Source organism: Helicobacter pylori HUP-B14 (assembly GCF_000259235.1).
GTDB classification, from domain to species: Bacteria; Campylobacterota; Campylobacteria; order Campylobacterales; family Helicobacteraceae; genus Helicobacter; species Helicobacter pylori_CU.
In genome coordinates this window covers 147239-169059 of sequence record NC_017733.1, presented here as the reverse complement: position 1 = coordinate 169059, position 21821 = coordinate 147239, and the positions used below count along the sequence as shown (strand labels likewise).

Below are 21821 nucleotides of genomic sequence, written 5' to 3'. Positions count from 1 at the left end.
CATGATTAGTTTTAAAGAAGCTCTAAAAATCCATTCTAGCATTCCCCTAAAACCCTTAGAAATAGAGGTTGTCTCTTTGTTTGAAAGCACAGGGCGTATTCTAGCAGAGGATATTGTTTGCACTCACGCCCTGCCTAAATTCAATCAAAGCGCAATGGATGGCTATGGGTTTAAAATGCAAGATTTAGGCCAAAAAACTCAAGTCATCCAACACATTTTTGCCGGAGATGATGTGAGCGCTTTGGAAGTTAGAGAAAATGAATGCGTTAAAATCATGACTGGAGCGATGGTGCCAAAGGGAATAGAAACGATCGTTCCCATAGAATGCATGCTAGAGAGTCATAAAGATTTCGCCCTAGCTCCTAAAGATTTTAAAATTCACGCCAATATCCGTCAAAAGGGCGAAAACGCTTCTTTAAACAGCGTGTTAGTCCCTAAAAATACCCGTTTGAATTATGGGCATATCGCGCTCATTGCCTCTCAAGGGTTCAAAGAAATCAAAGCGTTTAGGAAATTAAAAATCGCTCTCTTTAGCAGCGGCGATGAATTAGTGCCTTTAGGGCAAAACGCCCTAGAATGCCAAGTTTATGATGTTAATTCAGTGGGTATTTTTAACATGCTTAAAAACTACAACACGCATTTTCTAGGGGTTTTAAAAGACGATAAAAATTTACAGCTTAAAATACTTGAATCACAAGACTATGATGTCATCCTTTCAAGCGCGGGGGTGAGTGTAGGGGATAAAGACTTTTTTAAAGACGCTTTGAAAGAAAAAAACGCCCTTTTTTATTATGAAAAAGTCAATCTCAAACCTGGAAAACCGGTAACTTTAGCCCGACTCAATCAAAGTATAATTGTAGGCTTACCGGGTAATCCTTTAAGTTGCTTATTGGTTTTACGGGTTTTGATTCTACCCTTATTGGAGCGCTTATCTTTAAATAAAGATTTTAAACTAAAACCCTTTAAGGCTCAAATCAATGCCCCCTTAAAGCTTAAAGGCAAACGCATGCATTTAATCTTAGGCAACTATTCAAACCACCAGTTCATTCCTTACAATAACAACCGCTATGAATCAGGAGCGATTCAAGCCCTTGCACGAGTGGATTCTATCGCTTTAATTGATGAGGGAGTGGGATTGGTTCAGGGCGAAATTGAAATTTTAAGGTTTGAGAATTAAAATGGCCTCTAACAATGCTATAATGGCAAGTTCAAAACCCCACTCATAAAGGTTCTGTTTGTGGATAACTACACCTATAGCGAATTGTTAAAAAGCTTGCAAAACAAATGCGATAATATCGCTTTAATCATCAAGCCTGAAAAGATCAAACAAGAATTAGAACGCATTGAAAAAGAGCAAGAAGACCCTAATTTTTGGCAAGATGTCTTAAAAGCCAGAGACACTAATAAAGAAAAAGTGCGCCTAAACCGCTTGCTAGAAACCTATCAAAAAATGAAAAATTCTCTAGATGAAAGCGTAGAATTGTTTGAACTCGCTCAAAACGATAACGATGAGATTACTTTATCCTTACTTTATGAAGAGGCTCCTACTTTAGAACACAGCGTGCAAAAAGTGGAAATTGAAATCATGTTAAGCGGTGAAAACGACGCCTCAAACGCTATTATCACCATTCAGCCTGGAGCGGGGGGGACTGAAAGCCAAGATTGGGCGAGTATTTTATATCGCATGTATTTGAGGTGGGCAGAAAGAAGGGGCTTTAAAAGCGAGATTTTAGATTATCAAGATGGCGAAGAAGCGGGCATTAAAGGGGTCGCCTTTATCATTAAGGGCGAAAATGCTTATGGCTATTTGAAAAACGAGAGCGGGGTGCATAGGCTTGTAAGGATTTCGCCCTTTGATGCGAACGCCAAACGGCACACGAGTTTTGCGAGCGTGCAAATTAGCCCTGAATTAGACGATGATATTGATATAGAAATTGATGAAAAAGATGTCCGTTATGATTATTACAGAGCCAGTGGGGCAGGCGGTCAGCATGTCAATAAAACAGAAAGTGCGGTCAGGATCACGCATTTCCCTACCGGTATTGTGGTGCAATGCCAAAACGACAGGAGCCAGCATAAAAACAAAGCGAGCGCGTTAAAAATGCTTAAATCCAAGCTTTATGAATTGGAATTAGAAAAGCAGCAAAGCAGCGCCAAAAATGAAGAAAAAAGCGAGATCGGTTGGGGGCATCAAATAAGAAGCTATGTTTTAGCCCCCTACCAGCAAGTCAAAGACGCGCGCTCCAATATTGCTTATAGCAATGTGGAAGCGATTTTAGACGGCGATATTGATGCGATTTTAGAGGGCGTTTTGATTGCTAAAGCTTAAGTGCGCTAAAATGACAGCCGATAAATTATGGTTACTATAAAACGCTTTTTAAACGCATAAGGAACGACAATGACACAAGAAGAATTAGATGCTTTGATGAATGGTGGCGATTTGGAAAACTTGGGAGCCTTAGAGGCTAAAGAAGAGGCTAAAGAACCCACTAAAGAGAAAGAAGAAACTAAAGAAGAGCCTAAAGAGAGTAAAGAGAATTCCGGTTCTAGTGAAAAAATGACCGTCAAAAAAGAGGACGCTGAAAAATACGGCAAGATTAGCCCCAATGAATGGCCTCCCCCTCCCCCCACTGAAGAACATAAAGTCGTGCATCAATTAGACGATGTTACAAGAGATTCTGAAGTGAAAGCCACGCAGATTTTTGATCAATTGGATCTGATTGGGGCTAGTGCTGAAAAGATCGCTAAAATGGTTAAAAAAATCCAAGAACCTTTGCAAAAACACCAAGAAATTTTTGACAATTTGCATGCGCATTTCCCCCATGTGGAATCTTTTAAAACCGCGCTCAATGAGCAACAAGAAATCCTAAACGCCCTTAAAAACATTGAAGAAGAAGCCACCAATTGCTCTGATAGCTCCATGCAAGCGATGGATATTATGCAATTTCAAGACATCCACCGCCAAAAAATTGAACGAGTGGTTAATGTCATGCGAGCGCTCAGCCAATACATGAATTCGCTTTTTGAAGGCAAAATTGATGATTCTAAGCGCGTGAGTTCAGCGACTTTTATCACCGGCGATGACGATAAAGATTTAGCTAGCGCTGATGATATTGAAGCTTTGATCGCTTCTTTTGGAGCCAAATAGTTTTGAACCAAGTTGAATTACTCTCTCCAGCTGGTAATTTAAAAAAACTTAAAATCGCTCTCAACTATGGGGCTGATGCGGTTTATGGGGGGGTAAGCCATTTTTCTTTACGCAATCGCGCTAGCAAGGAATTCACTTTAGAGACCTTTAAAGAAGGGATTGACTACGCCCATGCATTGAATAAAAAAGTCTATGCCACGATCAATGGTTTCCCTTTCAATTCACAGCTCAAACTTTTAGAAGAGCATCTTTATAAAATGGCAGAGCTAGAGCCAGACGCTTTCATTATCGCTGCGCCTGGTGTCATCAAGCTCGCTTCAAAAATCGCCCCGCATATTCCTGTCCATTTATCCACGCAAGCGAATGTTTTAAACACGCTAGATGCGCAAGTGTTTTATGATTTAGGGGTTAAACGCATCGTGTGCGCTAGGGAATTGAGCCTGAATGATGCGATTGAGATTAAAAAAGCCTTACCTAATTTGGAATTAGAAATCTTTGTGCATGGGAGCATGTGCTTTGCCTTTTCAGGGCGTTGCTTGATTTCGGCTTTACAAAAGGGGCGCGTGCCTAATAGAGGGAGTTGCGCGAATGATTGCCGGTTTGATTATGAATATTATGTGAAAAACCCTGATAACGGCGTGATGATGAGGTTGGTTGAAGAAGAGGGCGTAGGCACGCATATTTTTAACGCTAAAGATTTGAACCTCTCTAGTCATATCGCTGAAATTTTAAGTTCCAACGCCATTAGCGCGCTCAAGATTGAAGGGCGCACCAAGTCCAGTTACTATGCCGCGCAAACCACGCGCATCTATCGTTTAGCGGTTGATGATTTTTACCATAACACCTTAAAGCCGAGTTTTTATGCTAGCGAATTGAACACGCTTAAAAACAGGGGTTTTACGGATGGCTATTTGATGCGAAGGCCTTTTGAAAGATTGGATACTCAAAACCACCAAACAGCCATTAGCGAAGGGGATTTTCAAGTCAATGGCGAAATCACCGAAGACGGGCGTTTTTTTGCATGCAAATTCACCACTACCACTAACATAGCTTATGAAATCATCGCCCCCAAAAATGCGGCTATCACGCCCATAGTCAATGAAATTGGCAAGATTTACACCTTTGAAAAACGCTCTTATTTAGTGCTGTATAAAATCCTTTTAGAAAATAACACCGAATTAGAAACTATCCATAGCGGGAATGTGAATTTAGTGCGACTGCCCGCACCCTTACCGGCTTTTAGTTTTTTACGCACCCAAGTAGAGTCTAAAAATGGCGTTTAGAGATTAGGGATTACAAACGATTAAGAGAAACGCATGCCCTTAGAAACTATCACGCTCGCTCATATTTACGAAGAACAAGGGTTTTTTGAAGAAGCGTTGCAAATTTATACTAATATTTTAAAGAAAACCCCTGACCATGCAGAGGCGTTAAAACAAATGAAGCGTTTGGAAAAAATCCAAAAAAATTGCGCTCCTTTCAAGCACGATGCATTGTTAGAGCGGCACTATTTGAATTTTATCAAAGGGGATCGTTTGAGCGTTGAGAATTTAGAAAAATGGCTGGTAGAATGGAATTGAAAAACATTATTTCAGAAACCCTTAATGAAATTGAAAAAATGGCTAAAACCATTGATGATGGTTTTAATACGGCACAAAAAACGCCCTCTTTTTTCAAAACGCCCTCTCATTTGCAAAACACCCCAAACCCTAAAAACGCTAACACCCCTTTAGAGCCAAAAAACGCTGCTAAAATAGAAACGCAAGAAAAAATCACAGAAGAAAAAGAAGAAGAAGCACAAGAAATCATTATAGAAGAAATCACGCCACAAACCCCTAAGCAAGCGCCAATTTCAAACGAGCGGGTTTTTTTAAAAGGCTTATTAGAAAGAACCTTAGTGTTGTTTAAAGGCATGCAGGCTTTAGAAGAAAAAGAAGCGCTGAAGCGTTTGGATTTAGTGGCGCGTTTCTTGCAATACCAATTGAGCGTGCTTGAAAAACGATTAGAATCTTTAGAGCGAGAATACACAGAGTGAAAAATGAGCAAAAGAATTGTTTAAAAACATTAAAAAATAAGGCTTTAATTTTCAATATTCCATGAAAACAAAGCCTTAAATCCCATTAATAACTATGATAATGTTTTGAATTTTTATTTTTAAGATATTTTCAAGGTATCTTTAATAATAAAATGCTAGAATTGGTTCCCTAAAACATTAACAAAGTTAATCGTTTTTAAAGTTATAGAAATCATTGAAGGAGTTAATTGAAGTATGATAGAAGTTTTAATGATAGAAGATGATATAGAATTAGCCGAGTTTTTGAGCGAGTTTTTGCTCCAACATGGCATTCATGTAACCAATTACGATGAGCCATATACCGGTCTTAGTGCGGCTAACACACAAAATTATGATTTGTTGTTGTTGGATTTAACTTTGCCTAATTTAGACGGGCTTGAAGTGTGTAGGCGCATCTCCAAACAAAAACATATCCCTATTATTATTTCTTCAGCAAGAAGCGATGTGGAAGATAAGATTAAAGCGCTAGATTATGGGGCTGATGATTACCTCCCTAAACCCTATGATCCTAAGGAATTACTAGCTCGCATCCAATCCTTGCTCAGGCGTTCTCACAAAAAAGAAGAAGTGAGTGAGCCAGGCGATGCGAATATCTTTAGGGTGGATAAGGATAGCCGAGAAGTGTATATGCATGAAAAAAAGCTAGACTTAACTAGGGCTGAATATGAAATCCTTTCGCTTCTCATTAGCAAAAAAGGTTATGTGTTTAGCCGTGAAAGCATTGCGATTGAGAGCGAGAGCATCAACCCTGAAAGCTCTAATAAAAGCATTGATGTGATCATTGGCCGTTTGCGATCTAAGATTGAAAAAAATCCTAAACAACCGCAATACATCATCTCTGTTAGAGGGATTGGTTATAAATTAGAATACTGATTCTAATAAGGAGTTAAGGGGTTTTGCGTTTCTCTATCTTTTTTAAAGTTGTCGCTTTGTTTATGATAACGCTCTTTAGTTTTGGAGCGTTCGCTTACTATTTCGTGTCTTCTCAAATCAGTCACGAAAACTATCAAAACGAAATGCGCCATTACCAGTTTGTTACCACTATCAATGAAATTTTAAATAACTACTCTGATTATAGAGCCATAGAAGATTACCTCTATAAAATTGGCTTTAGAGAAACCACAATAGAAAATTTAGAAAAGGTTTTAGCCAAAAGACGCCACCAGTTGCACCACAGGAATATTGGGTATGCGGAAGTGTTTAAATTCAGCGATATGGTTTTTATCCTTTTAAAAAAGGATGAGCATTTTGTGCTTTATAAAGATTTGCATTCGGTTTCTTATAGGAACTATTTCTTGGCGATCACGGTAGGTTTATTGTTGATTTTATTCCTCTTTTTATTTGTTTTACAGAGTTTGTTGCCCTTAAGAGAGTTGAGATCCCAAGTGAAGCGATTCGCTCAAGGGGATAAAAGCGTGAGTTGTAAAAGCAAGCAAAAAGATGAAATAGGGGATCTGGCTAACGAATTTGACAATTGCATCCAAAAAATCAATGCGATGAATGAATCTCGGGTTTTATTTTTGCGCTCTATCATGCATGAACTGCGCACCCCTATCACTAAGGGCAAGATACTAAGCTCCATGCTCAAAGAAGAATTGCCACAAAAACGCTTCATTTTCATTTTTGATCACCTGAACACGCTGATTGAGCAATTTGCCCGCATTGAGCAGCTCGCTTCCAAAAATTATGGGAGTAATAAAGAAAAATTTTTAATGAGCGATTTGATCGATAAAATTGAAAAAATGCTTTTGATTGACGAGAATAAAGAAAACCCTATCCATGTATCCTCTTCCAATTACATTATTGAAGCGGATTTTGAATTGTTTGCTATAGCGTTAAAAAACATGGTAGATAATGCGATCAAATACAGCGATGACAAACAGGTGTTTTTGGATTTCATAGGCAATAATTTAGTGGTGTCTAATAAAAGCAAACCTTTAAAAGAAGATTTTGAAAAATATTTGCAACCCTACTTTAAATCTTCTAACCCCAGCCAAGCCCATGGTTTTGGGTTGGGCATGTATATCATTAAAAACGCTTTAGAGGCTATGGGATTGAATTTGAGCTATCATTACAGCAATGGGAGAATTTGTTTCACTATCCATGATTGCGTTTTTAATAGTTTTTACGATTTAGAAGAGGATAATGAAGAGCTACCCCCCCCCCCGAAAATTTGAGAGAGATGAAGGGAATGAAGGGGATAGAAAAAGCCAATTGTGGGGTTAAAGAAAAACAAAAAGAGAGAACATGTTCAAACGATTGAGAAGATTACGAAGCAGCGAAAATTTAAGGGCAATGCTAAGAGAAACGCGTTTAAATATTGATGATTTCATCGCTCCCTTATTTGTCATAGAAAGCGATAGTTGTATTAAAAATGAAATCAGCTCCATGCCTGGCGTGTATCAAATGAGCATGGAGTCTCTTTTAAAAGAATGCGAAGAATTAGTGGAGCTTGGCATCAAAGCCGTTTTATTGTTTGGCATTCCTAAACATAAGGACGCTACAGGAAGCCATGCGTTAAATAAGGATCACATTGTCGCAAAAGCCACCAAAGAGGTTAAAAAACGATTCAAGGATTTGATCGTTATAGCGGATTTGTGTTTTTGTGAATACACCGACCATGGGCATTGCGGGATTTTAGAAAACGATTCTGTGTCTAACGACAAAACGCTAGAGATTTTAAATCTTCAAGGGCTTATTTTAGCCGAAAGCGGCGTGGATATTCTAGCCCCAAGCAACATGATGGATGGCAATGTTTTAAGCTTGAGAAAAACGCTAGATAACGCCGGGTATTTTCACACGCCCATCATGAGCTATTCCACTAAATTTGCGAGCAGTTATTACGGGCCTTTTAGAGATGTGGCCAATTCTGCGCCAAGTTTTGGCGATCGCAAAAGCTATCAAATGGATTACGCTAATCAAAAAGAAGCGCTTTTAGAAAGTTTAGAAGATGAAAAGCAGGGCGCGGATATTTTAATGGTGAAGCCGGCTTTAGCGTATTTGGATATTGTTAAAGAAATTAGAGATCACACTTTGCTCCCTTTAGCGCTCTATAACGTGAGTGGGGAATACGCCATGCTCAAACTCGCACAAAAACACAACCTGATCAACTATGAAAGCATTTTGTTAGAAACGATGACTTGTTTTAAAAGAGCGGGAGCGGATATGATTATCAGCTATCATGCTAAAGAAGTGGCTAACTTATTACAAAGGAATTGAATGGGACGAGCGTTTGAATACAGAAGAGCGGCCAAAGAAAAACGATGGGATAAGATGAGTAAGGTTTTCCCCAAGCTCGCCAAAGCGATCACTCTAGCGGCAAAAGATGGCGGGAGCGAGCCGGACACGAACGCCAAACTGCGAACAGCGATTTTAAACGCTAAAGCGCAAAACATGCCTAAAGACAACATTGATGCGGCGATTAAAAGAGCGAGCAGTAAAGAGGGGAATTTGAGCGAAATCACTTATGAGGGTAAGGCGAATTTTGGCGTGCTAATCATCATGGAATGCATGACTGATAACCCCACTAGAACGATCGCCAACCTTAAAAGCTATTTCAATAAAACGCAAGGGGCGAGCATCGTGCCTAATGGCTCTTTAGAGTTTATGTTTAATAGAAAAAGCGTGTTTGAATGCTTGAAAAGTGAAGTGGAGAATTTAAAGCTCAGCCTAGAAGATTTAGAGTTCGCCCTCATTGATTATGGTTTGGAAGAATTAGAAGAAGTGGAGGATAAAATTATTATTAGAGGGGATTATAACAGCTTCAAGCTCTTAAATGAGGGGTTTGAAAGCTTGAAATTACCCATTTTAAAAGCGAGTTTGCAACGCATCGCCACAACGCCCATTGAATTGAATGACGAGCAAATGGAGCTTACCGAAAAATTATTGGATAGGATTGAAGACGATGATGATGTGGTCGCACTTTATACCAATATTGAGTGAAATGCAAAAAGGCTCAAAGGCATTTTTATAATCCATAGTGAAAGTGAAACGCTCACGCTAAAGGCATTTAGGCTTTTTTAGACTGATGTTTTGGGGAGAGTTTGGCTTTCACTCTGTGTTTCTATCATAGGGATTTTACAGAGTTTGAGCGTTCAAAGCGCATTTAATCTTTTACGCATCATACCTTTAAAAGGCGTAACTCCCAACGCTTCCTACCATAGATGCGAATGCATGGGAATATTATACTATGAATGAGTAGCGTTCAATTCAAACGCTAAAGGTATTTGGGCTTTCCGCTAAGGAGTTTAAAATACTCAAAGTATTTTTAAAAATAAAAATAGTAAAGAGCTTGATTCCTAGTCAAACGATAGCTTTTTAGAAGCGGTCTTGGGGTTAAGGGAGGGTTGTAAGGGGATTATTTCAAAATACCCCCCTATCCTACTTAAGGAAATGAGTTTGAAAATAGAATGATCAAAACCCCATTTTTTAAAAAATTAAAAAATCAATAAGACTTTAGTTATTAGCAGATGAGAGCGGATCCAAATTCTAAGCGTTTAGATTTTATTGCGTCTCAATATTCATCAATAGAGACGCTCAATCCCTATTTGATAACAAGAGAGGTGAAAGATTTCTATAAGATGAGTTTTAATCATTAGCCCCTAAACTCTGGCTTATTGCGTATCATCTTGCGTGTCATTTTGCGCATCATTTTGCAAATTATCAGACTTCTTGCCAATCACTTCTTCTAACACTTTACAACTACCACTAAAGCCTAAAGCACACCCTTTCTTATAATACGAAATGGCTTTATCTAAATCCTTTGGAGCGCCCTTACCCGTGTAATACATCACCGCCACATTATGACAACCGCTCCCCCTTTTTAAATAACAACCCTTTTTATAAAGATTCAAGGCTTGCTCTCTATTTTGCTTGACATCCATACCGACTTCATACATGTATCCCAAACTCACACAGCTCGCTCCGTCTTTCAAATGGCACCCTCTTTTAAAATTCGCAAGGGCTTTTTTCAAATCCTTCTCCACACCTTTGGCACTCCTATACATATACCCTACAAAGTTACAACTAATGCCATAATTCAAACTGCAAGCGTATTTAGAAAGAGAAAGGGCTTTGGCATAATTTTGTTTAACGCCCGTGCCATTAAAATACATAAAACCCAAACTCCCACAACTCACCCCACCTTTTAAATGACACCCTCTCCTATAATAATAGATAGCCTTTGGAAGATTTTTTTGCACGCCGTCGCCATCTTCATACATAGAGCCTAGACTCGCACAAGCCAAATAATTCCTCAAATTGCACCCCCTTCTGTAATAAAAAACGGCTTTTGGAATACTCTGATCCACGCCATCGCCATCTTCATACATAGAGCCTAGACTCGTGCAACCAACCCCCACCCTCAAATTACAGCTCCTCTTATAAAAAGCCACCGCTCTATGGTAATCCCCTCTCTTAAGGGCTTGATTAGCCATCTTAAAATATTTCTCACCGGTTGTAGCCACCAAATGACCAAAACAACTCGCCATTAAAAATAAAATCAAAAACCACTTTTTGGTCCAACTCTTTATCATCTCATTCCTTACAAAACTAAGCCAAAGCTCGCACAAAGACAAATCAGTAAAACCCCAATTTAATTGGTTATTATAGTATAATTATTGAAAAAATAAACTCAACTTTTGGATTAAATTGATTTAAAAAACCTATTTTAAGGAAACCACTTAAAATGAGTATTACTATTCCTATCGTTATCGCTTTTGACAATCATTACGCTATTCCGGCTGGCGTGAGCCTGTATTCCATGCTGGCTTGCACTAAAACAAAACACCATGATAAAAAACTTTTTTATAAAATCCACTGCCTGGTGGATAACTTAAGCCTTGAAAACCAACAAAAATTAAAAGAGACTCTAGCCCCCTTTAGCGCTTTTGCGAGCGTGGATTTTTTAGACATTTCAACCCCTAATCTTTACACCACTTCAGTAGAACCCTCTGTGATTGATAAAATCCATGAAGCTTTTTTGCAACTCAATATTTATGCTAAGACTCGCTTTTCTAAAATGGTCATGTGCCGCTTGTTTTTGGCTTCTTTATTCCCGCAATACGACAAAATCATCATGTTTGATGCGGACACTTTGTTTTTAAACGATGTGAGCGAGAGTTTTTTTATCCCGCTGGATTCTTATTATTTTGGAACGGCTAAGGATTTTTCTTCTCCTAAAAGCCTTAAACATTTCCAAACAGAAAGGGAGAGAGAGCCTCGCCAAAAATTTTTTCTCCATGAGCATTACCTTAAAGAAAAAGACATGAAAATCATTTGTGAAAACCACTATAACGTTGGGTTTTTAATCGTGAATTTAAAGCTGTGGCGCGCTGATCATTTAGAAGAGCGCTTACTCAATTTAACCCATCAAAAAGGCCAATGCGTGTTTTGCCCTGAACAGGATCTTTTAACGCTCGCATGCTATCAAAAAGTTTTAATCTTACCTTATATTTATAACGCCCACCCTTTCATGGCCAATCAAAAACGCTTCATCCCTGACAAAAAAGAAATCGTCATGCTGCATTTTTATTTTGTAGGAAAACCTTGGATTTCACCCACTGCTTTATATTCTAAAGAATGGCATGAGATTCTTTTAAAAACCCCTTTTTATGCTGAATATTCCGTGAAATTCCTTAAACAAATGACAGAATGTTTAAGCCTTAAAGACAAACAAAAAACCTTTGAATTTCTTGCCCCCCTACTCAATAAAAAAACCCTTTTAGAATATGTTTTTTTTAGATTGAAGAGGATTTTCAAACGCTTAAAAGAAAATTTTTAAACTCTTAGCGTTCTCGTTTGGGCAACACGCTATAGGCGAATTTAACATAAATCGCCAAACTGATCAAAAGCACTGCCACGCCGATAGCCAAATACACCGCATAAGTGATTTTATCCGGTTCGCTCACGCTGAATTTAAACACTAACATTAACGCTTCAATGGCTAATGCGATAATGATAGAGCCTAAAAACCTGATCATCGTGCGGTGGATCGCATGGTGGTTGTCCCCGCTATTTTTACCCAACACTTCCTCTTCAAAAATCGCCTTGACTAGATCAAAGGTGGCTAAGGCTAGGGTTAAAAGCACAATGGGGTGGAACACTTCTTTAATGTCAAAACTGCTAAAATTGACAATCGCTGTCCAAAAGCTAGAAATGCATTTCACAAATAAAAGCAACGACACTAAAGTAAGCATGATAGAAATCATAAAATACATAACCATGCTCCCTTCACTAAAGGTCCTAAAATACTTTGAAGGCGAGCTGATTTCAATCGCCACCCTCAAAGGGATTTGCAAGCACACCACAAACGCTAGATCGTTATTTTGATCATACACCGGGTAAGACGTGCTCACTACCAAATGGTTTCCTTTTTTAGAAGGGTAAGGATCGGTTAAAATGCAACGCTTTTCACTCACGGCTTGATAAAAATAATATTTATCGCTAAAACTGGCATGCGATTCTAGTTCAATCCCTTCTGTTAAATCATGCTCTAATATCCCTTCCTTATGCCCTTCCTCTTTAAGCTGACTTGGCTTAAGAATTAGCATGCCCTTAGCGTCTAACACAAAAAAACTTTTTGCCATTTTGATTTCAGCATGCATTTTTCTAATCTGTTTGTTTAAATAATCCAAAGTGATTTCAGGGAGATGGTTGCGGATATTGTGCGAAAACAAATAAGTGAGGTAGGCGTATAACTCGGTGCGGATCTTGGAATATTGGACAATGTCTCTACTTAACATCACAAGGCCTTTAAAAAAAATTTATGCGATGAATTGTAGCACTTGTTTTAAAGAATTATTTAAACCACCCCTTGCATCAATGATAAAGGAGGCGTTTTTTTCATAGAGGGCTTGGCGTTTTTCAAAAAGTTCTTTGGCTTGAGTGAGATCATTCAAAAGGGGGCGTTTTTCCCTTTCTTTTTGATTCAAACGCTTAATCAAGGTCTCAAAATCAATCTTGAGGTAAAAAGTTGTGCCTAAACCCTTAAAATTATCATGCATCACAATGCCCCCACCGGTAGAAATAACATGGGGGGTTTTGAGCGTTTTTAATTCATCAATCAAATTTTTTTCAAACATCCTGAAATTGTCTTCGCCAAGTTCTTCAAAAATCTCTCTCACGCTCAAGCCCACCCTCTCGCTAATGATCATATCCGTATCCAACACTTCTAATTTCAAAGCAAGCCCCAATTCTTGCGCTAGAGAGCTTTTACCGCTCCCCATAAAACCGATTAAGACTAAATGCTGCATGCTTTTATTTCAATTTTAATTCATACGCCCCGTTTTTTTCTTCCAAAAGATAGCGGTATTTCCCGTCTAAAATGAGCGTGATGCGGTAATAATCTTTGTGCGTACCGACTTTAATTTGAGAAAAAAACTTCTGGTTTAAATCCATGTTTTGATAAATATCCAAAGGGCCTTTTTGCGTGTCTAATACGATTCTATAAGGATTGACTAGCACAAAGGAGCGTAAAATTTTATAAGGGGAACGCAAAATCATCGTGTTGTTTGCCATTAAAAAATCAAAATCTTGGATCTGATAGCGTTTTTCAAAGGGGGTTTGATTAAGGGTGTGTTGGGAAAGTTTTAAGGGGTAGTGCCAATCAATGCTTTTATCAATACCCACGACTTTAGAATGGATAGAGCCATCAATATCCTGGTAAGTGAGCGTGATTTTTTTTAAGATCCTAGCGCTCGTGGGCAAATCCACATGGATTTCTTTGAGGTAGTCATCATAGATCCCATTAAAGCCCCCTTGCAAATTCTTGGAATTGATTTCAGGCTCAAAAGGGTTGTCTCTGGCTAATAAGACGCTTAAAACCGCCACCAAACCTATCATCTTTTTTAACACTGCCATTTCCTTAAATCTAATCTCTAGGCCGTAATTCTCTCAATTCAAACAAACGCTTTTGCAAACGCACATTCTTGCTTTGCAATTCGGTGATTTCTTGCTGCAATCGTTCATGCTTGTCTCTTAAATCCAAATAAACCTCTAAAGAAGAACCCCCAAAAAGCAACTTCCCTAAATAATACCCAAACCCAAGCAGTAAAAGGAAAAAGACAATAAGGGAGCTATGGCTATAAAAAAAATCTCGCACTTTATTGTCTTTGATTCCATCGTTTTCAAAAAGGCTACTAGCCATGCTTAAACAACTCTTTACCGATATAAATCCCCCCTTTTAATTCATGCTCAATCTCTAAAAGGCGGTTGTATTTAGCGATCCTTTCACTCCTTGCGGTGGATCCGGTTTTAATCTCTCCCGTATTCAATGCGACCGCAAAATCGGCGATAAAGCTGTCTTCACTCTCCCCGCTTCTATGGCTCATCACGCATTGATAGGCATGGTGTTTGGCCAATCTTATGGTCTCTAAAGTTTCACTAATGGTGCCGATTTGATTGGGTTTGATCAAAATGGCGTTCGCAACGTTTTTTTCAATGCCTTTTTGCAAGATGCTCGCGTTCGTTACAAACAAATCATCGCCCACTAATTGGATTTGACGCCCTAATTCCTTGCTCAAAAACGCCCACCCCTCCCAATCGTCTTCGCTCAAACCATCTTCAATGGACACGATCGGGTATTTTGCCACCAACTCTTTGTAATAAGCCACTAATTCATGCGAATCTAAAATCTTATTTTCACCCTTTAAATGGTAATTGAAATGTTCATCCACCAATTCGCTGCTCGCTACATCTAAAGCGAGTGCGATTTCTTCGCCTAATTTATAGCCGGCTTTTTCAATGGCTTGAGAAATGGCTTCAAGAGGCTCTACATTGTTGTTAAAATTAGGCGCAAAACCCCCCTCATCGCCCACGCTTGTGAGCTGATTCTTTCCATCTAAAAGTTTTTTAAGCGTGTGATAGACTTCCGTGCTCGCTCTTAAGGCTTCTTTAAAGCTTTCAAACCCTAAAGGCATGATCATGTATTCTTGAAAGTCTATGGAATTATTCGCATGCGTTCCGCCGTTAATAATATTGAGCATCGGCACAGGCAAAGTCAAAGCGTTAGCCCCCCCTAAATAGCGGTATAATGGCAGATTTAAAGCCTTCGCGCTAGCCCTTGCTAACGCCATAGAAACGCCCAAAACAGCGTTCGCCCCTAAATTAGCGTAATTAGGCGTGCCATCTAAAGCCCTTAACCTCTCATCCACAAAGGCTTGATTGATCGCTTCAAGCCCTATTAAATGGTGTTTGATCACGCTATTGACATTCTCGCATGCCCTTAAAACCCCTTTACCCAAAAAACGGGTTTTGTCATTATCCCTTAATTCTAACGCTTCTCTTTTACCGGTGCTCGCCCCACTAGGCACAATCGCGCTCGCCTTAGTGTTGTCGCTCAAAATCACGCTGGCTTGAATGGTAGGATTGCCCCTACTATCCATCACTTCTAAAGCATGAATATCTTTAATGGTTAGCATCAAAATCCTTTTATTCCATTTCTTCTAAAGGCTCATCGGGTAAGGGCATGATCTCTTCATTAGAGCCAATACTCTCTTTAATCTTAAGAGTGATTTCATCCGCTAGGGCTTTATCTTCTTTCAATAGGGCTTTAGCGTTTTCTCGGCCTTGCCCTAGCTTTTTATCCTGGTAGCTAAGCCATGCCCCACTCTTATCCACAATGTCTAATTTCACGCCATAGTCAATGATTTCGCCCTCTTTAGAAATCCCCTCCCCAAACATGATGTCAAATTCCGCTTCTCTAAAAGGCGGAGCGACTTTATTTTTAACCACTTTGGCTTTAGCCCTGTTACCGATATGCTGCTCGTTTTGTTTTAAAGCGGCGATTCTTCTAATATCAATCCTAACGCTCGCATAGAATTTTAAAGCGTTACCTCCGGTTGTGGTCTCTGGACTCCCATAACCCATCATGCCAATCTTCATCCTGATTTGATTGATAAAAATGAGAGTAGTGTTCATCTTGTGCAAAACACCGGTGATTTTTCTTAACGCATGGCTCATAAGCCTTGCTTGCAAGCCCACATGCTGATCGCCCATATCCCCATCAATCTCCGCTTTAGGCGTAAGAGCCGCCACCGAATCCACCACCACTAAATCAATCCCTCCGCTTCTGGTGATCGTTTCTAAAATCTCTAAAGCTTCTTCGCCTGTGCTTGGTTGGGAAACGAGTAGATTTTCCGTATCCACGCCCAGCCTCTTAGCATAATACACATCTAGGGCATGCTCAGCGTCAATGAATGCGCACACGCCGCCATTTTTTTGGCATTCTGCAATAATATGCAAGCTTAAAGTGGTCTTCCCGCTTGACTCTGGCCCATAAATTTCAATGATCCTACCCTTTGGAACGCCCCCAATCCCTAAAGCTAAATCCAATCCTAACGAGCCTGTAGAAATAGCGTCAATCTTTTCTACTTGCTTATCCCCAAGGCGCACCAACGCCCCCTTACCAAAAACCTTATCAATTTGTTTGATCGCTAAAGAAATCGCTTTTTGTTTGTCTTCATCTATTGCCATAAATCACCTTATTGAATTTGATTTGTTTATTCTATCAAATCCTAGCCTAAAATCTATTATAATAAAAGGACTTACCCTATCACAAAAGGATTTTACTTTGATTAGTGTCGCTCATAGCCCTGATGCTGATGATATTTTCATGTATTATGCGATTAAGTTTGGTTGGATAGATTGCCCCATTAAAAATAAAACGTTCCATAACATTGCCCTTGATATTGAAACCCTAAACCAAGAAGCCCTAAAAAACACTTATGATGTGAGCGCGATAAGCTTTGGGCTATACCCTAAAATTGCGAACGACTACGCCTTGCTCCCTACAGCGACAAGTTTTGGGAATGGCTATGGGCCTAAATTAGTGAAAAAAAAGGGCGTGAAATTGAAAAAAGATTTTAGAGTCGCATTAAGTGGGGAGCACACCACCAACGCCCTCTTGTTTAAGATCTATTACAAACATGCACGCATCGCTTACATGAATTTTTTAGACATTGAAAAAGCGGTGCTTGAAGGGAGCGTGCATGCGGGCGTGCTCATCCATGAGAGTATCTTGGATTTCCATGATGAATTAGAAGTGGAAAAAGAATTGTGGGATGTTTGGAAAGAACTCATTGAAATGGATTTACCCCTGCCTTTAGGGGGCATGGCGATTAGGCGATCCATCCCTTTGTATCGCGCGATTTTGATTAAAAAGGCTTTGATTAAAGCGGTTGAAGTCGCGCTAAAACACCAAAATTTGCTCTCTGACATGCTGTTAGAACGCTCGCTCATTCGTGTCAATAAAGAGCGCTTACGAACTTATTTAAGCTTGTATGCGAATGAAACTTCAACGCGCTTAAATGAGGTTCAAATTCTCGCCATAGACAAGCTTTTTGAATTGGGCTATCAGCATGGGTTTTACGCTAACTTGTTAAAGACTAAAGACTGCTTGCTCACTGATGAGTATTTAAAATACCGCTTTTCTTAATCCAATTCCAATTTATGCATAAGCAAGTAACGGATTACCCCATACAATAAAAGGATTTTTAAAAAATCCACCCCCCATAAAAGGTAGTATTTGTTTTCTTGTAATTCTTGTTGTTGCAAGAAATAATAAAACCCCTCATTGATGCTCAAACTAGAACTCATTAAGGGCAGTAACGAATTAAACGCTAATTCCAAAACAACCCCCACAAGAATGAACAACAGCCCCCCTAGTAAAAAACGCGCTTTTTTGATCCTAGCAGCGTTTAAAACGCTCAAAACAAATAAAAATTTCATTAAAACAAGCCCTAAAAACAGCACGATACCTAGGGTTTTAGTGGGTTTTAACACAAAGGTTTTTAAAGCGGTGTGCAAGATAAACAGCACGCTGGATTGCGCGTTAAAAAGATAATAGCCCAAACGCACGCTCGCCACAAACCAGAACAAACTGAAGATAAAAAACACCATAGGGAGCAAGATTTTAGGGAGCAATAAAGACTCCAAACTAACGGGTAAAGAAAAGCTTAAAACCCCCCTTTTAGAAAAAAGCGCATTGAGATTTTTGATCGCTCCCACACTGATTGCGGCCAGTAAAAACGCCCCCAAGATAAAAAAGAGCGTGTAGCTTAGGGTGAGCATGGTCGTTTCTTCAGCGCTTTGAGAGGAAAAACAAACCGCTAAAATAGTGAGCGTTATTAAAAAATTCCCCACAACAACATTCCCTACTTGCCCTAAAGCGTCATGCTTAAAAACTTTTAAAAAACCCATAGCCTTATTATACTCGTTTGGATAGAAAATTCAGGCTTTTTATCATCAAGTGCCAATAAAAAACGCTAAAGGTATTTTTTAAACGCGCTACTTTAAAAAAGCCAGTTGCTCCAAAATCAATTCTTCTTTATTTTTAAAAACAAATTTAAAAAGGATCTTATAGCGCCCCCTTTTATCGCTCTCTAACAAATCAAATTTTAAAGGCTCGCATGCGCTTCTACAATCAAGCGTTCCTAACCATCTGGGCTGTGATTGGCTGGGATAAAACGCTAAATACACTTGAATATTTGGCGGATCTAAAGCGGGTTTGAGCGGTTGCAATTGCGCATAAAGCGTGTTGGATTTTTCCAAAATCAAAGCGTTTTTTAAAAGGTTTTCTTGGAGTTTTTTATCCCCATGCGTGCCTTTAGAAAAATAGGGCAAAATGGGGGTTTTAGGGCTTTCGGTAAGGGGTTTTAAACCCACTAAAAAACGATAATTAGACTTAAAATTTTCATAAGTTTTAAGCATAGCGTTAAAGTTTAAATCCACTTCGTTATGCCCTTTGAAATACACTAAATCTTTTTTAGGCGAATTTTTTAGGGCAAACACCACCAAAAACACCACGATCCCAAGCCCAAGAATAAGCACGCTCATGATCCCTAAAGGCCAAAAGTTTTTTTCTTTCATTGGTTTCTCTCTTAAGATTTTTTAAAAAAATAAAGCCCCAAAAACGCACCTAAAAGCGTCAATAACAAAATATAAATGATCACCTTTACAAAAGTTACTCCCTTAGGAGCGTTAAAATTCTGCACGATATTCACACGATATTTTTCCGCTAAAGCATCTACTGCGACCGAATAGCCATTAATGAGCATGGCTGAAATCCTTTGGGGCGTGTATTCTTTAGCGTTTGTAGGGAGTAAGGGAGCGATTTTTTCAAAAAAGATTTTATCAGTGTCTAACAAATCTTTAGGGTTAGCCACTAATTCTATTTTTTGAGCGTCATGGTAGAAAAAGAATACCACAAAAGGGGGTTTGAGCTGCTTTAAAAAGCTCTCTTGATACTTTTGGCGTTCCTTTTTAGCCGCCAAAGCGATAGGATTTTTTTCAAAATCCGTCATATCAATCGCAAAACGCACGCCTGTTTTAAGATAAAGCTCTTTAGAAACACCCTCTACAAACGCAACGCTTTTTTCTACCAAACGCCCTTTAGAATTATTAAAAACATAATCATCAGCCCCCAAACAACAAACAAAGGCTATTACAAGCCATAAGATTCTCATGTGCTAAACAAAAACAAGTTAGGCACAAAAGAAATAACAATTGTCATTAAAATGGTCGCTACTACCATTAAGGCTAAGATTTTTTCTAAAGTCGTGAATTTCATTTTTTACTCCCTTGATTGACTAATTCATAATTGGCCCGGTTTTGGGTGTTTTTTGTCTCTAAAGCGTTAATATCCTTATAGCGGTAATAATTGGTGGCTTGCTCTTTTTGGATATGGATCGCTTTGAGCGTAAAAAAAACGGCCACACACAATAAAATAACCACAATCAGTAAATTCCCTGCTAATCCGTTTAAAAATTTCATCTCTTTTCCTTTAATCTTCTAAGGGTTTTAGCGATTGGATAAATTCGGCTAACGCTTTAACTTGCAAATCGCTAAAGTTTTTATATTTGAATGATGGCATATGCCCTATATTGCCCTTTTTACCATGCGTTAAGATATTTCTCAAAAAATTCTCTGTGCCGTAAGCGGTCAAATCGGCTGCAAACACTTGATTTTCTTGCAAGCCCTTACCATCATTGCCATGACAACCTGTGCAGCCCATGCTTTCAAACAGCTCCTTGCCCTTATCAATGAGTTGAGGGTTTTTCGTCTTTTTAACGCCAGAAATTTCTGCCATCACATAGCTCGCAATCGCTTTAGCGTCTTTTTCATCCAATTCCATAGCGGGCATTTCCCCAGCGAGATAATCCATGCCTTTAGAGCCATGCTTAATGGTGTCCATAATGCCCTCTTCTTTACCCCAGCGCACCAGATTTTGAGCGCTCCCATGCAAGCCCTCAGCGGTGATGCCATGGCATTGCGAACAATGGACTAAAAAGATGCCTTGACCCATATCCACCAATTCCTTTTGACCCAAATGCTTCCATTTGGCTTCAAATTTTTGGTTGTGCACTTTAACCTCTTCATTGTATTGCCCGATTTGAGAAAAGCTATTCAGCGGATACCCAAAGAAAAAATACCAAAAAGCCCACACAATCGTGCACATAAAGCTTGCGATCCAGCCTACTGGCACATTATTGGCAAACTCCCCTATCCCATCAATCAAATGCCCATTTTCTACAAGCTCACCCTGAGATTTGCTGTCGCGCATTTCTTTAATGAGCGAGCTGGATTCATAGATGGTTAAAACTAAAATCACAAGCGCTGCAATCAAGCCAAAAACATTTATATGGTCGTTTAAAAAATCCATTTCAACTTTCCTTTATGCCCTTATCATGAACTTCTTTATGGCGTGGTTCAATCAACTCATCTTCTAAAGCATCATTTAACGCTAAATACCCGTATCGCTCATAATCCACGACACCCTTTTTTTGCTTTCTATACATGCTAAAAATATAAGCGTACAAAAAGAGCGTAAAAAGAATAGTGAAAAACGCATACGCAAAACCTCTCAAACTTTCTAAATCCATCATTCACCCCTTATTTAGCGTTTTGATTGGCGTTGATCCTGGAATTACCCAAGCTATTCAAATAAGCGATCAAAGCCACAATTTCTAACACTTCGCCCCTTTGAATGGCGTCTAGCACCCTCTTGTCTTTCATGTCGGCTGTGATTTTTTTAGCTTCTTCTAAATAGGCTTTTTTCGCTTTTTCTACGCTCCCTAATTTCACGCCGTTTTCGGTGTCATAAGGCACGCCAAAAACCTTTTTTTGCGTCAAAGCTTCCGCATAAGCGGTGTCAAAATCGCTCTTTTTTATGAATAAATGCTTATAGGCGGGCATGATGCTGTGCGGCACAACGCTTTTAGGATCTAGCATGTGCTTTTCATGCCAATCGGTTGTGCGATAATCCCCCACCCTATGTAAATCAGGGCCAATCCTTTTAGAACCCCACAAAAATGGCCTGTCATACGCGTATTCCCCACTCAAACTATACGCACCATATCGATCCACCTCAGCTTGGAAAGGGCGAATGAGTTGGGAATGGCAATGATAGCAACCTTCTTGGATATAAATTTGCCTCCCTGCTGTCTCTAAAACCGTATAAGGTCGTAAGCCCTCAATGGGGCGAGCGGATTTGAAGAAGTTGGGCAAAATCTCCACCAAGCCTGCGATCGCAAACACAAAAATAAACGCAAGAGTGAAAAAGAACGGATTCTTCTCTAAAAAACTAAACATTTCCAACCTCCC

At 39.3% G+C, this 21821-nt stretch carries 27 protein-coding genes; 13 read left to right on the top strand and 14 right to left on the bottom strand.

What is annotated here, in order from left to right; translation table 11 throughout:
• Window position 1: 1 nt before the first annotated feature.
• The 11 genes from HPB14_RS00840 to HPB14_RS08230 all read left to right on the top strand — a co-directional run bounded on the left by HPB14_RS00840 (window position 2) and on the right by HPB14_RS08230 (window position 9419).
• Window positions 2–1177 (top strand): molybdopterin molybdotransferase MoeA, encoded by a 1176-nt coding sequence (locus HPB14_RS00840; protein WP_000622912.1) that lies wholly within the window; start codon window positions 2–4, stop codon window positions 1175–1177.
• A 60-nt stretch (window positions 1178–1237) separates the two neighbouring features.
• Window positions 1238–2329, top strand: a complete 1092-nt coding sequence (gene prfB / locus HPB14_RS00835) for a peptide chain release factor 2 (RefSeq protein ID WP_000371077.1) — start codon at window positions 1238–1240, stop codon at window positions 2327–2329.
• Between the two features lie 69 nt (window positions 2330–2398).
• Window positions 2399–3148, top strand: a complete 750-nt coding sequence (gene cheZ / locus HPB14_RS00830; RefSeq protein ID WP_000191036.1) for a protein phosphatase CheZ — start codon at window positions 2399–2401, stop codon at window positions 3146–3148.
• Between the two features lie 2 nt (window positions 3149–3150).
• Complete coding sequence (locus tag HPB14_RS00825) at window positions 3151–4431, top strand: peptidase U32 family protein (protein ID WP_001077494.1); 1281 nt, start codon at window positions 3151–3153, stop codon at window positions 4429–4431.
• A gap of 33 nt (window positions 4432–4464) precedes the next feature.
• A complete protein-coding gene (locus HPB14_RS00820) occupies window positions 4465–4728 on the top strand; it encodes a tetratricopeptide repeat protein (protein WP_001127780.1) in 264 nt (87 codons plus the stop codon).
• Window positions 4719–5183: a CiaD-like domain-containing protein gene (locus HPB14_RS00815; protein WP_014658410.1), complete on the top strand. Its 465-nt coding sequence runs from the start codon at window positions 4719–4721 to the stop codon at window positions 5181–5183. The genes HPB14_RS00820 and HPB14_RS00815 overlap by 10 nt, the downstream gene beginning before the upstream one ends.
• A 234-nt stretch (window positions 5184–5417) precedes the next feature.
• A complete protein-coding gene (arsR, locus tag HPB14_RS00810; protein ID WP_000573732.1) occupies window positions 5418–6095 on the top strand; it encodes an acid response regulator transcription factor ArsR in 678 nt (225 codons plus the stop codon).
• Between the two features lie 23 nt (window positions 6096–6118).
• Window positions 6119–7399, top strand: coding sequence for an acid-sensing histidine kinase ArsS (gene arsS, locus HPB14_RS00805; RefSeq protein WP_014658409.1), 1281 nt, complete (start codon window positions 6119–6121; stop codon window positions 7397–7399).
• Between the two features lie 70 nt (window positions 7400–7469).
• Window positions 7470–8441 (top strand): porphobilinogen synthase, encoded by a 972-nt coding sequence (gene hemB / locus HPB14_RS00800; protein WP_000476594.1) that lies wholly within the window; start codon window positions 7470–7472, stop codon window positions 8439–8441.
• The gene (locus tag HPB14_RS00795; RefSeq protein ID WP_000532108.1) at window positions 8442–9164 is read left to right on the top strand and encodes a YebC/PmpR family DNA-binding transcriptional regulator; all 723 of its coding nucleotides are present in this window, start codon (window positions 8442–8444) and stop codon (window positions 9162–9164) included.
• 90 nt (window positions 9165–9254) lie between these two features.
• Window positions 9255–9419: a hypothetical protein gene (locus HPB14_RS08230; protein WP_187929466.1), complete on the top strand. Its 165-nt coding sequence runs from the start codon at window positions 9255–9257 to the stop codon at window positions 9417–9419.
• 416 nt (window positions 9420–9835) lie between these two features.
• On the opposite strand, the gene hcpD is transcribed toward HPB14_RS08230, so the two are convergent.
• A complete protein-coding gene (gene hcpD, locus HPB14_RS00790; RefSeq protein WP_000597809.1) occupies window positions 9836–10756 on the bottom strand; it encodes a Sel1-like repeat protein HcpD in 921 nt (306 codons plus the stop codon).
• 152 nt (window positions 10757–10908) lie between these two features.
• Between hcpD and rfaJ the strand changes: the two genes are divergently transcribed.
• A complete protein-coding gene (gene rfaJ / locus HPB14_RS00785) occupies window positions 10909–12003 on the top strand; it encodes an HP0159 family lipopolysaccharide 1,6-glucosyltransferase (RefSeq protein WP_000028820.1) in 1095 nt (364 codons plus the stop codon).
• A gap of 4 nt (window positions 12004–12007) precedes the next feature.
• Here rfaJ and HPB14_RS00780 read toward each other — a convergent pair whose 3' ends face one another.
• Genes HPB14_RS00780 through recA form a run of 6 tightly spaced genes read right to left on the bottom strand, consistent with a single transcriptional unit; the run spans window position 12008 to window position 16694 of the window.
• The gene (locus HPB14_RS00780; RefSeq protein WP_000952272.1) at window positions 12008–12964 is read right to left on the bottom strand and encodes a PDC sensor domain-containing protein; all 957 of its coding nucleotides are present in this window, start codon (window positions 12962–12964) and stop codon (window positions 12008–12010) included.
• A gap of 21 nt (window positions 12965–12985) precedes the next feature.
• Window positions 12986–13474, bottom strand: a complete 489-nt coding sequence (locus tag HPB14_RS00775; protein ID WP_001164281.1) for a shikimate kinase — start codon at window positions 13472–13474, stop codon at window positions 12986–12988.
• Between the two features lie 4 nt (window positions 13475–13478).
• Window positions 13479–14075 carry an AMIN domain-containing protein gene (locus HPB14_RS00770; RefSeq protein ID WP_014658408.1) on the bottom strand — a complete coding sequence of 199 codons (597 nt, stop codon included), beginning with the start codon at window positions 14073–14075 and terminating at the stop codon, window positions 13479–13481.
• A gap of 16 nt (window positions 14076–14091) precedes the next feature.
• On the bottom strand, window positions 14092–14367 hold the full coding sequence (locus HPB14_RS00765; protein ID WP_000168600.1) for a hypothetical protein: 276 nt from the start codon (window positions 14365–14367) through the stop codon (window positions 14092–14094).
• On the bottom strand, window positions 14360–15640 hold the full coding sequence (gene eno, locus HPB14_RS00760; RefSeq protein ID WP_000955632.1) for a phosphopyruvate hydratase: 1281 nt from the start codon (window positions 15638–15640) through the stop codon (window positions 14360–14362). The genes HPB14_RS00765 and eno overlap by 8 nt, the downstream gene beginning before the upstream one ends.
• Before the next feature lie 10 nt (window positions 15641–15650).
• Window positions 15651–16694: a recombinase RecA gene (recA, locus tag HPB14_RS00755; RefSeq protein ID WP_000952108.1), complete on the bottom strand. Its 1044-nt coding sequence runs from the start codon at window positions 16692–16694 to the stop codon at window positions 15651–15653.
• A gap of 97 nt (window positions 16695–16791) precedes the next feature.
• Here recA and HPB14_RS00750 point away from each other — a divergent pair, with 97 nt between their 5' ends.
• The gene (locus tag HPB14_RS00750; RefSeq protein ID WP_000626298.1) at window positions 16792–17655 is read left to right on the top strand and encodes a menaquinone biosynthesis family protein; all 864 of its coding nucleotides are present in this window, start codon (window positions 16792–16794) and stop codon (window positions 17653–17655) included.
• Here HPB14_RS00750 and HPB14_RS00745 read toward each other — a convergent pair.
• The 7 genes from HPB14_RS00745 to ccoO all read right to left on the bottom strand — a co-directional run bounded on the left by HPB14_RS00745 (window position 17652) and on the right by ccoO (window position 21809).
• A complete protein-coding gene (locus tag HPB14_RS00745; protein WP_000506317.1) occupies window positions 17652–18419 on the bottom strand; it encodes a hypothetical protein in 768 nt (255 codons plus the stop codon). The genes HPB14_RS00750 and HPB14_RS00745 overlap by 4 nt on opposite strands.
• 87 nt (window positions 18420–18506) lie before the next feature.
• Window positions 18507–19088: a hypothetical protein gene (locus tag HPB14_RS00740; protein ID WP_000660353.1), complete on the bottom strand. Its 582-nt coding sequence runs from the start codon at window positions 19086–19088 to the stop codon at window positions 18507–18509.
• Window positions 19089–19099: 11 nt separating this feature from the next.
• Window positions 19100–19684, bottom strand: a complete 585-nt coding sequence (locus HPB14_RS00735) for a hypothetical protein (protein WP_001221994.1) — start codon at window positions 19682–19684, stop codon at window positions 19100–19102.
• Window positions 19685–19784: 100 nt separating this feature from the next.
• Window positions 19785–19991, bottom strand: a complete 207-nt coding sequence (locus tag HPB14_RS00730) for a DUF4006 family protein (protein WP_000670506.1) — start codon at window positions 19989–19991, stop codon at window positions 19785–19787.
• 10 nt (window positions 19992–20001) lie between these two features.
• Window positions 20002–20880 (bottom strand): cytochrome-c oxidase, cbb3-type subunit III, encoded by an 879-nt coding sequence (gene ccoP, locus HPB14_RS00725; protein ID WP_000346894.1) that lies wholly within the window; start codon window positions 20878–20880, stop codon window positions 20002–20004.
• 1 nt (window position 20881) lies between these two features.
• Entirely contained in the window at window positions 20882–21100 is a 219-nt protein-coding gene (locus HPB14_RS00720; protein ID WP_001847091.1) for a cytochrome c oxidase, cbb3-type, CcoQ subunit, read from the bottom strand.
• Between the two features lie 10 nt (window positions 21101–21110).
• Window positions 21111–21809, bottom strand: coding sequence for a cytochrome-c oxidase, cbb3-type subunit II (gene ccoO, locus HPB14_RS00715; RefSeq protein ID WP_000490797.1), 699 nt, complete (start codon window positions 21807–21809; stop codon window positions 21111–21113).
• Window positions 21810–21821: the final 12 nt, after the last annotated feature.